The organism is Moorena producens PAL-8-15-08-1 (assembly GCF_001767235.1).
GTDB classification, from domain to species: Bacteria; Cyanobacteriota; Cyanobacteriia; order Cyanobacteriales; family Coleofasciculaceae; genus Moorena; species Moorena producens_A.
The window spans coordinates 4,783,209-4,798,077 of the sequence record NZ_CP017599.1 but is presented as its reverse complement, the minus strand read 5'-3'; the positions used below and the strand labels follow the sequence as shown (position 1 = coordinate 4,798,077).

Annotated in this window: 2 protein-coding genes; both read left to right on the top strand. The window is 41.2% G+C overall.

Annotated features, from left to right (window positions below; all coding sequences use genetic code 11):
• The first annotated feature begins 182 nt into the window (after positions 1 to 182).
• Positions 183 to 6,824 (top strand): type I polyketide synthase, encoded by a 6,642-nt coding sequence (locus tag BJP34_RS17825; RefSeq protein ID WP_149031032.1) that lies wholly within the window; start codon positions 183 to 185, stop codon positions 6,822 to 6,824.
• Complete coding sequence (locus BJP34_RS17820) at positions 6,821 to 14,371, top strand: non-ribosomal peptide synthetase (RefSeq protein ID WP_070393501.1); 7,551 nt, start codon at positions 6,821 to 6,823, stop codon at positions 14,369 to 14,371. The genes BJP34_RS17825 and BJP34_RS17820 overlap by 4 nt, the downstream gene beginning before the upstream one ends.
• Positions 14,372 to 14,869: the final 498 nt, after the last annotated feature.

Below are 14,869 nucleotides of genomic sequence, written 5' to 3'. Positions count from 1 at the left end.
GGCTACAAGAAACACTGGGCATAGAACTGAAGAGAGTAGACCTATTTACCGACCCTACCCCTTATTCCTTTTGGTAAATCATCAGAAACTGGAAAAAAATCCTGGGTATGAGCGATTCCAACTAAGGTATTACTAGAAAATCAAAGTGGCAATTTTATACAAAGTTATTAAGGATACTGATAATGATGAATTACTTAGAAGAAAACATGAACGATAATCAGGATATAGCAATAATTGGAATGTCTGGGCGTTGTCCAGGAGCAAAAGATATTGAAGAGTTTTGGCAAAATATTCGAGATGGAGTTGAGTCAATATCCTTATCCTTTTTTTCAGAACAAGAATTGCTCAACTCTGGGGTAGAAAAAGAGCTAATCAATAACCCTAGCTACGTCAGGGTTGGCAGCATTCTTCCTAACATAGATATGTTTGATGCTGGTTTCTTTAACTTTAGTACTAAAGAGGCTGAAGAACTAGATCCGCAACAAAGGCTATTCCTTGAATGTGCTTGGGAAGTAGTAGAGAAGGCTGGTTATAATCCATATACCTATGAAGGTGCTATCGGGGTTTATGCTAGCATGATCCAGAGTACTTATTTATTGCAAGGTCGTCAAGAGAGCTTGAACCCTAGCTTCTTATTACAACAATATCTATCAAATAACCTAGATTACTTTGCAACGCGCGTTGCTTACAAGCTGAATCTAAAAGGACCGGCAATTGGGGTACAAACGGCTTGTTCGAGTTCATTAGTAGCAGTTCATTTGGCCTGCCAAAGTATACTCAATGGGGAATGCGATATGGCTATTGTTGGTGGTGTCTGCATCCGTATTCCTCAAACAGTAGGATATTTGTATCAGGACGGGATGATTACTTCCCCTGATGGTCACTGCCGAGCCTTTGACGCTAAAGCTAGGGGCACAAGATTTAATCCTGGTCTAGGTATTGTACTACTCAAGGGACTCGAAGATGCAATTGCAGATAGGGATTATATATATGCAGTAATCAAGGGTTCAGCCATTAATAACGATGGTTCTTTAAAAGTTGGCTACACTGCACCTAGTGTGGTAGGTCAAGCAGCTGTTATTGCAGAAGCTCAGGCTGTGGCTGGGGTAGAAGCAGAGACGATCACATATATAGAAGCTCATGGCACGGCTACACAAATGGGAGATCCGATTGAAATTGAAGCTTTGAGCAAAGTTTTTCAGCAAAGTACCCAAAAAAAAGGCTTTTGTGCTGTGGGTTCAGTGAAAACTAATGTTGGGCATTTAGAGGCAGCAGCAGGAGTAATGGGACTGATTAAAACAACGTTGGCTCTCAATCACAAATTAATTCCCCCTAGCCTAGACTTTGAACAACCCAATCCCCAAATTGATTTTGCCAACAGTCCCTTTTACATCAATACCACTTTGTCAGAATGGAAAAGCAATGGCACACCTCGCCGAGCTGGAGTTAGTTCCTTTGCGATGGGTGGAACTAACGCCCATGTCATTCTCGAAGAAGCACCGAAACTAGTTAAAAGCGAAGATGTCTATCGGCGCCCCTTACATTTATTAACCCTCTCGGCTAAAACTCAAAAAGCGCTCGACGAGTTAGTCAGTCGTTATCAAAATTACCTAGAAACTAATCAAGAATCACAACTAGCAGATATTTGTTATACAGCCAATAGTGGACGAGTACACCACAACCATCGTCTTGCTCTTATCGCTGCTGACCAACAACAATTAGCAACACAACTCAGTAACCTTGGTGCTGGGGAGGAAGTTACAGAAGTATTTCAAAAAGAATTTTCTACTGACAGTAGTGTTCCTTATGTCGCTTTCCTATTCACAGGCCAAGGTTCCCAGTATGTGAATATGGGAAGGCAACTGTATGAACAAGCACCAACCTTCCGTCAAGCTTTAGAACAATGTGACCAAATTCTCCAACCCTATCTAGAAACATCTATATTAGAAATCATCTACCCCAAAGATGAACAAAAGTCAAGTCTTTTAGACCAAACAGCTTACACCCAACCTGCCATATTTGCCCTGGAATACGCCCTCTTTAAATTATGGGAATCATGGGGAATTAAACCCAATGTAGTCATGGGTCACAGCGTCGGAGAATATGTAGCAGCTTGTATTGCCGAAGTATTTAGCCTAGAAGACGGTCTCAAACTAATAGCCATGCGAGGAAAGTTGATGCAACAGTTACCCTCTGGTGGTGAGATGATATCTGTAATGGCATCAGAATCTCAGGTAACAGAGGCTATAAAAGAATATAGTTCACTTGTAACAATAGCAGCAGTTAACGGACCAGAAAGTATAGTAATTTCTGGCGAGAGTGGAGCTATAGCAACTATTTGTGCTCAATTCAAAAATCAGGAAATTAAGACCAAACAATTACAAGTATCCCATGCCTTCCATTCCCCATTAATGGAACCAATGTTAACCGAATTTGAAGCAGTGGCTAAACAGGTCACCTATAATGAACCAAAAATACCACTAATATCAAATGTTACAGGTACTGAAGTAGGTGCAGAAATAACCACTGCTGAATATTGGGTAGCTCATGTGCGTCAACCAGTAAGATTTGCTAAGAGTATAAAAACTCTGGAAGAGCAAGGATATGAAACCTTCCTGGAAATCGGAGCCAAACCAATATTGTTAGGAATGGGAAGGCAATGTGTAAAAGAAGATGTAGGAGAATGGTTGCCATCATTGCGCCCGAATCAAATCCGCCTCCCGTCAGAGGATGTTGCGCTTTTGAAGGGTGAATGGCAACAAATGCTATCAAGCTTAGGAAAATTGTATGTAAAAGGAGTAAAAATAGATTGGTCAGGGTTTGACTCTGATTATAATCGTCAGAAAGTACCATTGCCCACATATCCATTCCAACGGGAACGTTATTGGGTAGAAACAAACAACAATTTCTGGCCTCAACAGCAATTTTACCAAGGGAAAAACCTCCATACCCTATTAGGTCAAAAGCTAAATTGTGCAGTGGAACAACAAATATTTGCATCACAAATAGGAGAAAATTCCCCCAACTATCTGAAGGACCACCGAGTATTTAATCAAGCACTATTTCCCACAACCGGCTACCTAGAAATAGCAATAGCAGCAGGAAATCACCAATTAAAAACATCCCAGATAGTAATAGAAGACCTAACCATAACTAGAGGATGGATACTACCAACAGGAGAATTGACAAATGCCCAAACCATACTCACCCCAACAGATAACCAAAGTTATAAGTTTCAAATATTTTCTCAACTTGAACAACAGGAGTGGAGACTCCACACCACAGGAAAAATCAGAAAAGAATCAACCCCTCCTATTCAGACAAAAATTGACCTAGAAAAATACAAGAGTGAATGTAATCAAACAATAGAAGTCAAACAACATTATCAAAAATTTCAACAAGTAGGGATAGACTACGGGAATACCTTCCAAGGCATCCAAGAATTGTGGTCAGGTTCAAACCAAGCATTAGGTTATATCAAACTCCCCGAAGAATTGATAACACAAACAAACGACTATCATTTTCATCCAGCACTATTAGATGCCGCCTTGCAAGTAATGTCTCATGCACTGCCAGCAACGGATAATGACAAAACTTATCTGCCAGTAGGAATAGAGCAATTTAGAATATATAAGAATCCAGGGCTGAGTCTATGGGCCTACGCATCAGTAATCAGTCGAGAAGTCGAAACTCCAGAAAGTTTGACTACTATTGTCACCATAGTAACTCCTTCAGGAGAAATAATTGCCCAGATCAAAGGTTTACAAGTCAAACTAGGAACAAAACAGACCCTACTGGGAATAGAAACCGAATCAATAGAAAATTGGTTGTATGAAGTAGAGTGGAGAAACAAAGGCATTTTAGGTAAACTACTACCTCCAGATTTCCTCATACCTCCTATAGAAATTAACCAAAAATTAACTCCTACTCTGACAGAATTAGTAACTCAGGTAGATAATGAAACAACAGCGTCTTTTGAAACAAGCTTAGAAGAATTAAGCAAAGATTATATAGTACAGGCATTACAGGAGATGGGTTGGTCATACAAACCAGCAGAAAGCTTTGCATTTGATGTAGCAGCCCAAAAATTAGGTATAGTTCCTACCCATCGACCACTGTTTAAGCGTTTGCTGCAAATATTGACAGAGTCAGGAATACTCAAGTCAAAGAATCAGCAGTGGAAATTAGCACAAACCTTACCTGAAGTCAAGCCGACTGAAAAAATCAGCAGTTTACAGAAGAAATATCCAGAAGAAACAGCAGCATTGACATTACTCTCTCGTTGTGGGTCTAAACTAAGTGGGGTATTACGAGGAGCAATAGACCCAGTAGAGTTAGTGTTCCCCCAAGGAGATTTGACGGCAGCGACTCAACTTTATGAAGAGTCAACAGTAGCTTTGGTGATGAACACAATAGTAGAAAAATCCATCACCAAAGCTATAGAAAAATTACCCAAAAGCCGAGGGCTCAGGTTGTTGGAAATAGGAGCGGGAACAGGAGGGACTACAAGCTATATTCTACCTCATCTAAATCCCCATCAAACCGAATATACATTCACGGATATAGGGGCATTATTTACAGCCAAAGCTCAAGATAAATTCCGGGATTATAAGTTCATCAAGTATCAAACTTTAGACATAGAAGTAGACCCGACAACTCAAGGAGTTGAGGCTCATCACTATGATGTAATTATTGCCGCTAATGTACTTCATGCAACGACAGATATGAAGCAGACGTTATCCCATGTGCGAGAACTATTAGCAGATGGGGGAATGTTGGTGTTATATGAAGCAACAGCTAAAACAATATGGGTAGATTTAGTATTTGGACTGTTAGAAGGATGGTGGAAATTCAGGGATTATGAATTACGACCAGATTATCCTTTGTTGAGTAGAGACAAATGGCATCATGTGTTGAGAGAAACGGGTTTTACTGAAGTAGTTACGATGCCAGAAGTGGAGGGAATGGCAGAAACCTTGTCAGAGCAAACGGTAATTGTAGCTCAAGGCTCTCAAAGGAAGTTAGAACAAAGGAATGATGGTTCTAAGAGTTGGTTGATACTGGCAGACAAAAAGGGAGTAGGGCAACAGTTAGCTACTTTACTCCGCTCAGTAGGAGAGGTTTGTACTTTAGTATTTGCGGGAGAAAAGTATCAACAGATAGCTCCGGGAGAGTTTAGTATTAATCCTAATCAAGCTAAAGATTTTGAGGAAGTAATAGAGACAGTGGCAGGGAAGTCACCATCATTGTATGGAGTGGTACAATGTTGGACGACTGAAGCCGGAGTGGGTCAAGGGATTAATTCTGAGGAGTTAGGAAGTTTATCGAAGTTAGGGTGTGGCACAACTCTATCTTTAGTACAAGCATTGGTGAAAGGCGGATTATCAACTGTCCCTCGATTATGGTTAGTGACAAATGGTGCTCAGGCGGTGCCTGCTCATCATCCGGTGATACCAGGAGTAGCTCAATCTTCGGTGTGGGGAATGGGGAAAGTGATTAGCTGGGAACATCCAGAGTTGAACTGTACTCGTATAGATTTGGACCCAGAGGAGACTCTAGAGGGTAAAGTTGATGCGCTATTTAATGAAATTTGGTCTGAGGATAGGGAAGACCAGGTAGCATGGCGTGGGGATAGTCGTTATGTGGCTCGGTTGGTGGGTAGTCGTCATCGGCAACCAGTGGCACAACAAGCTGATGGTAAGACTCAAAAGCCCTTAAGTTTCCGTTCTGGAGCAAGCTATTTGATTACAGGAGGTATGGGAGGTTTGGGTTTACTGGTAGCTAATTGGATGGTGTCAAAGGGGGCTAAACATTTGGTCTTGTTGGGACGCCGTTCACCGGATGATGCTGCTATCAAAAAGATAACAGAGTTAGAAATGGCAGGAGCGTCCGTGGTAGTGGAAATAGCCGATGTATCTGATGGGGAATCGATCAGAGGTGTGTGGCAGAGAATAGAGGAGTCAAATAGACCCTTAGGAGGAGTGATTCATTCGGCGGGAATGTTATCAGATGGAGTGCTACAAAACCAGAGTTGGTCTAGTTTTGAGCGGGTGATGGCACCGAAAGTGCAGGGTGCTTGGCATTTGCATCAATTGAGTCTCAATCAATCATTGGACTTTTTTGTGCTGTTTTCTTCGGCAGCATCTCTGTTGGGTTCATCGGGTCAGGGAAATCATTCCTCTGCTAATGCTTTTCTTGATGGTTTGGCTCATTATCGTCGAACTATGGGATTACCAGGATTGAGTATTCATTGGGGAGCAGTTTCTCAAGTGGGAGAGGCGGCTGAACGGGGTGCAGATGTGAGGGCAAGTAAGCAGGGGATGGGTGTAATATCTCCGGCTCAGGTATTGGAGTCTTTGGAACTATTGATGAGTGGTTCGGATGTGGAAGTAGGGGTGGTGCCTATTGAGTGGTCTCTGTGGCAGGAGAAAGTGGCGCAGTGGCCGTTTTTAGCGGATTGGTCGAAAACAGCTACAAAGGAAACTAAGGATAATCGCCTTTTAGAACAATTAAAATCAGTTTCCTTCATGGAACGAGAAAAGATATTAATTTCTCATATCCAAAATAAAGCAGCTCGAGTATTAGCTAGAAAAAATCATCTAATCGATATACACAAACCTTTAATTGAAATGGGATTGGACTCTCTAATGTCAATCGAGCTAAGACATAAAATTAAAAATGAGCTAGAAGTGGATGTTCCAATGACAAAATTTATGGAAGGAATCACCATTGCTGCTCTCTCAAATCAACTAAATCAACAACTGAATCAAAGCGATAACACAGATAACATTAAAGAAAATAACTGGATAGAGGTAGACCTATGAACTTAATTGAATTCTTACAAGACCTTTCTCTCAAAGGGGTTAAATTATGGACTGATGGAGAAAAGTTAAGAACTGGAGGTTCCCAAGAAGTACTGACCACTGATGTTATTGCCCAACTAAAGCAGTACAAATCAGAAATCTTACGGTTACTAAAGGAAAATCCAGATATATGCCAAGTCTATCCCCTGTCTTATGGTCAAAAAGGTCTCTGGTTTTTGTGGCAGCTATCACCCCAGAGCCATAATTATAATGTGTCATTTTCGATGAGGATCTACTCCAAAGTAGATATAACTATTTGGCAACAAGTTTTTCAAGCTCTAAGGGAAAGGCATCCGTTGCTACGGAGTACATTCCCGAATTTGGGCGAACAACCAATCCAACAACTACATCAACATCAAGAGTTAGACTTCTTACAGATAGATGCTTCTAGTTGGAGTGAAGAGGAGTTAAATAAAAAGGTAGTTGCAGCTCACAGATATCCTTTTAACCTAGAAACAGAACCAGTGATGCGAGTTAGGTGGTTCACTTGTTCCGAGCAAAACCATATCATGTTACTGACAATGCACCACATTGTTTCAGATGGTTGGTCATGCAACTTAATTGCTCAAGAGCTGCCACAACTCTACCAAGCTCAACTAAATGGGCTTGAGGCATCCTTACCACCACTACAGTATTCTTATCAAGATTATGTTAGTTGGCAAAAGGAGTTAGTAGAAGGACCAGAAGGAGAAAAACTATGGAACTATTGGCAACAAAAATTGGGCGGGGAATTACCTGTATTGAATTTGCCCACAGATAGACCACGACCTCCTATACAGACTGATAATGGTGGCACTTATTCCTTCAAGTTATCAAAAAAGTTAACTGAACAACTAAAGGAACTAGCTAAAACAGAGAGAGCAACTCTTTATATGACTCTTTTGGCTGCTTTTCAAGTACTTCTGTATCGTTACACAGGTCAAGAGGATATCTTGGTAGGATCGCCTACATATGGTGGTAGGACTAAAGAGGAGTTTGCCTCTATTGTTGGTTACTTCGTTGACTCAGTAGTGATGAGGGCAGATTTGTCAGGGAGTCTCTCTTTTAGAGATTTTCTATCTCAAGTCCGCCAAACAGTCCTGGGAGCGTTAGCTCATCAAGATTATCCCTTTATTTTATTGGTAGAAAAGTTAAAGGTAGAACGTGACTCCAGTCGTTCCCCTCTTTTTCAGGCTTGCTTTCTACTGCAAAAATTCCTGGAATCTCAAGATCAACAAAAGGTGTTTTCTAGCAGCGAAAAAACCTTAATGAAATGGGCCGGACTTGAAGTAGAACCATTTTTACTAGATCTATTTGAAAGTCAGTATGATTTATTGCTGGAAATGTTTGAAGAGGACTCATCTATGGTTGGGTTGTTAAAATACAATGCTGACCTATTTGATGAGCAAACTATTGCCCGAATGGCTGGTCATTTCCAGAACTTGTTAGAAGGGATAGTGAACGATCCGCAACAGAGAGTAACAGTGCTACCATTAATGACAGAGGTAGAGCTAGACCAAATACTGGTGGAGTGGAACAATACCAAAACAGATTATCCCAAAGATAAATGTATCCATCAGTTATTTGAGGAGCAGGTAGAGAAAACCCCGGATGCAGTAGCAGTAGTATTTGAAGAGCAAAAGCTGACCTATTGCCAATTAAATAGCAAAGCTAATCAACTAGCTCACTATCTACAAACCCTTGATGTGCAACCAGATGTACCAGTAGGTATTTGTCTGGAACGCTCAGTCGAGATGGTAGTAGGTTTATTAGCTATACTCAAAGCCGGAGGAGCTTATGTGCCAATCGACCCCAGTTCTCCCCAAGAGCGTATCGCATATACGATCGCTGATGCTGCTGTGCCAGTGCTTCTGACCCAAGAGGGATTAGTAGAAGAATTACAGGAACATAAAGCACAAATAATTTGTTTGGATAGAGCTTGGTCGGAGATTATGCAACAAAGTTCAGCTAATCCAGATAGTGGTGTACAGACTTATCACCTATCCTATGTAATTTATACATCTGGGTCAACAGGGGAACCGAAAGGTGTGATGATTCAGCATGAGAATGTTACTCATCTATTTTCAGCAACAGAAAGTTGGTGCTCATTTAATTCTCAAGACGTCTGGACTCTATTCCACTCCTTCGCTTTTGATTTCTCAGTTTGGGAAATCTGGGGAGCATTACTGTATGGTGGACGATTAGTTGTAGTTCCGTATTGGGTCAGCCGTTCTCCTGATGCTTTTTGTGAGTTACTATGCCATGAGCAAGTCACCATACTCAACCAAACACCTTCAGCCTTTAAGCAACTGATTGATTTTGAGCTAAGTCAGGAATATGCAAGTAATATATCACTGCGACTGGTGATATTTGGAGGAGAGGCTTTAGACTTTCATAGCCTGGAACCTTGGTTTGAAAGGCACGGTGATACTGCACCACAGTTAGTGAATATGTATGGGATTACGGAAACAACTGTCCATGTCACTCATTACCCCATTAATTCAGGAAATCTTCAGGAAGGTACAAGCAGTGTAATTGGTCGTCCTATTGACAATATGCAAGCTTATGTGCTAGACAAAAACTGTCAGCTAATGCCAGTGGGTGTTGCTGGAGAGTTGTACATTAGTGGGGCTGGTTTAGCACGGGGTTATCTGAATCGCCCCGAACTCACCCAAGAAAAATTCATTCCCCATCTGTTTAGTCAGCAACAAAATGCTCGCCTATATAAGACTGGAGATTTAGCCAGGTATTTACCAGATGGGAATCTAGAGTTTTTAGGCCGGATAGACCACCAAGTAAAAATCAGGGGATATCGCATCGAAACAGGAGAAATAGAAGCAGTTATAAATTCATACCCTCAAGTTAAAGAAACGGTAGTATTAGCAAGAGAAGACAACCCAGGAGATAAACGTTTAGTAGCATACATAGTACCAGAAACCCAAACCACAACTACCTCCAACTCAGAACTATCAAAAACCCAAGTAGATAGTTGGCAAGACGTATTCAACCAAGTCTACGACCAGTTCAGTGAAGTAACTGACCCTCTATTCAATACTAGAGGATGGATTAGCAACTACGACAACCAACCCATACCAGTAGAGCAAATGCGCATCTGGGCAGGGGATATAGTAACTCAAGTGTTAGCACAAAAACCAGAGAGTGTGTGGGAAATAGGTTGTGGCACAGGAATGCTGCTATTTCAAATCGCACCCCAGACACAAAAATATTTGGGAACAGATATCTCCAATGTCTCATTAGAATACATCAAAAAACAAATAGAACAGGAACCAGACAAATATAGTCATGTATCCTTAGCACAGAAACGAGCTGAAGACATGGCTGGTGTAGCTCCTAACAGTTTCGATGCCGTATTGCTGAGTTCCAGGCTCCAGTATTTCCCGAGTGTGGAGTATCTGTTGCAAGTAATAGAAAACAGTATCCGGGTAGTCAAACCAGGAGGAATAATTTTCTTAGGGGATATCCGCAGTCGGCCATTAATGAAAGCCTTTCACTCTTCGGTGCAACTGTATCAAGGAACTCCATCATTATCAGTAGAACAACTCAACTCAAAGATAGACAGAAAAATGGAGCAGGAGACCGAGTTGTTATTGTCACCAGAGTTGTTTGTCGCTCTCAAAGAAAAACATCCAGAAATAACTCATGTACAAATACGTTTACAGAGGGGAATAGAACACAATGAATTGAATAAATATAGGTATAGCGTACTGTTGCATATAGAGGCAAAAGCAGGAACAGTAATAACACCGACTGTAGAAAGTGGAGGGGCTCTGACTGTTCAAGAGATAGAAACTTATCTGCGAGAGCAAGAGCCCGAATCAGTTTGTTTTAGTGGTTTAGTCAATGGCAGAGTAGCTAATGATGTAGAGTTGGTAGAGTTGCTATCACAGCCAGAATCAAAACAGAATGTGCAGCAGTTAAGGCGAAAGTTAGAGTCAAAGGAAACCAAGAGCATCGACCCAGAGAGGTTATATGAACTAAGTGCATCTTTAGGGTATAGCTTAGAGTTGTGTTGGTCTGCTCAGGGAGGTCCGGAATTGATGGATGGGGTATTTGTGCGCAGTGAGTTGGCCCAAGAAGGGATAGTGTTAACACCCCTAACTCAAAAATCGGTGGTAGCAGGTAACTGGGAGAATTATGGGAATAATCCGTTGATTTCCCAGTTGAGAAAGGAACTGATACCACAGTTGAGAGAGTATCTGGAGTCGAGGTTGCCAGAATATATGGTGCCATCGAAGTTAATGGTGTTGTCGCAACTGCCTCTGACTCCTAACGGTAAAGTAGACCGTAAGGCTTTGCCTGTCCCAGATGTGGCCAGTAGTGTGTTAACGGAGTATGTAGCCCCAGAGACGGAGACACAGAAGGTCTTAGCAGAGATTTGGGCCGAAGTGTTGGGAATAGAAAAGGTGGGAATACATGATAACTTCTTTGATTTGGGTGGTCATTCTTTGATGGCAACGAAGGTTGTGTCTCGGGTGCGAAATACTTTTAATCTGGAGTTATCACTAAGTAAGCTATTTCAAAATCCTACTATCGCTCAACTAGCAGAAGTTTTAGTTGAACAAGAGTTGGAACAAAAGGAAAGTCAAATTATTCCTAGGGTTTCTAGGGAACAGGAATTTCCCCTTTCCTACAGTCAAGAAGCGATATGGTTTTGGTATCAGTTATTGCCGGAACATCCATACTGGAACGGTACGTTTAGTTTTACCCTGGATGGTATTCTAAATTTATCAGCTTTAGAGCAAAGCTTCAACGAAATAATCAGGCGACACGAAAGCCTACGGACTTATTTCCCCACCGTAGGCGGAAAACCTACACAAGTAATTTCGACCGTCGCCAAAATCAATCTGTCCGTAGTAGAGTTACCACCATCACCAGAACAAATAACCCAACTCAAACAATTAATCAGAAATGAAGCCCAAAAACCCTTTGACTTAGCCAAAAGCCCCCCATTGCGTGTCACCATAGTACAGCTCAGCCCAGAAACTCATGTATTAATGTTAAGGATGCACCACATAATATATGACGGTTGGTCTATAGGCATACTAGCCTCAGAACTATATAAATTGTATGGAGCCTACAGTCAAGGAAGCCCCTTCTCATTATCAGAACTACCCATTCAATATGCTGACTACGCCCACTGGGAACGACAGAACATAGCAGAGATATTAGAAGAATATCTGAGCTACTGGAGGCAAAAACTAGCAGGAACTTCCTCAATATCACCCCTACTAACAGACCGCCGACGTCCAGAAGTGCAAAGCTTCAAGGGAGGAGCAGAAATATTTAATCTTAGTCAGAACTTGATACAGAAACTGACACAACTAGGTCAAAAATCAAGCACAACATTTTTTACAATTATGCTGAGTGCAATTTTTGTCTTACTGTATCGTTGTAGTGGCGAGTCTGACTTAATAGTAGGTACAATAACTGCTAAGCGCAACCGAGTTGAAATTGAACCATTAATTGGTCTGTTTTCAGACCTACTTCCAATTCGTTCTCAGTGCTTAAATGACTCTAGCTTTACCGAATTGTTAACTCAAGTTCAACAAAGAACTGAAGAGGCTTATGAATATCAGGATTTATCATTTACAAAGCTAGTAGAGGAACTTTTTCCAGAAAGGAAGTTCGTGGAAAACCCTCTAGTGCGGGTGTACTTTGACTTCGTAAATGTAAAATCAATGAACTATTTGGGTCTACCAGGATTAAGAGTGACTCAGAGGGCTATAGATTTCCTAAACACTGCTAGAACGGATTTAGAAATATATCTATGGGATTCACCATCAGGCTCAGGTCTAGAAGGCCATTTTGTTTACAACACAGATATATTTGACAGATCAACCATCGCTAGGTTGATGGAACATTTCCTAACCTTACTAACAGCAATAGTAGCCAAACCCCAAGAAAAAATCTCAAAACTCCCCCTAATTACAGCGGCAGAAAAACAGAAAATTCTACACGAATGGAACAATACCAAAACAGATTATCCAACAGAAAAATGTATCCATCAGTTATTTGAGAACGTTGTCGAAAAATACTCAGATGCAGTAGCCTTAATATTTGAGGGCAAACAACTAACCTACACCCAACTCAACGAAAAAGCTAACCAACTCGCCCACTATCTATTAAGTGTAGGCATAAGCCCAGAAACACCAATAGGCATATATATTGACCCTACTGTAGAAAGAATCGTTGGTTTATTAGCAATACTGAAAGCAGGAGGAGCTTATGTAGCAATAGATCCAACCGACAAATCACAGGATTTGCCGTCAATTTCGGTAATATTAACCCTAAACCACCTCAAATCAGAAATTCCTGACTCCAATGCTCAAATTCTGTGTCTAGACACGGAGTGGGAATCAATAACCAAACAGAATACAGACAACCCAAATACAGGAACAACAGCCACCAACCTTGCCTATATCCTCAATCAAACTTTAGTAGAACATCAGGCTGTGGTTCAACGTTTAAAATGGCTACAAGAAACCCTGAAAATAACTAATCAAGATATTCTACTGCATAAAACATCTCTGACTCAAGATGTCGCTCTTCTGGAAATAGGTTTACCTCTAATCAGTGGTGGTAGTGTAGTTATAGCTACAAATGACGAGCCTACAGAATTACAGAAATTAATTAGCCAGCACAAAGTTACCATAGTTCACCTGTATCCATCAGAACTACCTACCTGGTTAAACATAACTAACCAGGCAGCATCTTTGAACAGTTGGCGTACGCTCCTTAGCAGTGGAGAAACCCTATCAACAGAAATAGCCAACGAATTTCTCCAAAGCTACCCAGTTTCATTACACAACTTCTACAGTCTCCCAGAAGCAGGAGGAGAAGTCACCCACTGGCAATGGCTAGAAGAACCTCCTAGAGAAAATGTACCCGTAGGCAACCCTGGTCGGTTATCAGTTTATGTACTAGACCAACACCAAGACCCTGTCCCCACAGGAGTACCAGGAGAAATCTATATTGGAGGTTCCAGTTTAGCCAGAGGTTATCTGCATCAACAGCAACAGACATCACAGAAATTTATTGAACACCCTGAATTAGGTAAACTATTCCAAACAGGAGACATAGGTCGTTATCACAACAAAGGTTATCTAGAAATAGTCGGAACAAAACAACGGCACATATGGCTCCAAGGGCAGCGAATAGAACTAACAGACATAGAAACTGCCCTGTTATCAATTGCCGAAGTAGAACAAGCTTATGTATTAGCCCATCAAACATTCCTAGTAGCTTATGTTGTGGTGGCCGGAGTTTGGAACCCCCAAGAATTACAGTCCCAAATTCAACAGCAGTTACCTCCATACATGATGCCAGAAGCTTATGTTCCTATCTCAAGTTTACCTTTGACTCACGAAGGAAAAGTAGACGAAGTAGCGTTAGCGCATTTCCCAGTAACTGACAATGAGACGGAGCGTAAAATTGCTCAGAAGCGATGGAGGGATTCCCATGTATATATATCACCTACCAATGATACCAATGATAACAGCAGATGCTAATCTACGCGCAAGTCAGATAGTTGTTTTGGGTTTCCCTGACATTTAACACCGTTTTACGGAAGTCAAAAGTCAACCCCCCTTACCCACCAAGGGGGGAAGTGAGATTTTATCGGCTCAAAACTTTGATGCTACTTTATTGGTACTGTTGGATTGATTCACTGGAATATAGTGTAATATCATGTCCGGATCATTAGACCTCTCCGAAAATGCCGATTTTTGAACGGTGGGGCAAGGGGTTGAGAACCTTTTCTGGAGATGTCTATTAGTTATGACTTTGTTGCATGAAAGTGCTAGAAGCATTATGAAATCAGGATTTCTCAATAAATATTATTAATGCTAAAGTATTGTACTGCAAGGATTCCAGGATATTCGTACAACAAAGCCATTAGTTATAAAAAAACTTTCTCCTTCTTCTCCTGTTCTTCTGTCTTCCCCTCCACCGGAGGGGTTATATCATGTCCGGATAATTAGGGCTTAAAAAGTATACGGTTTGTAGTA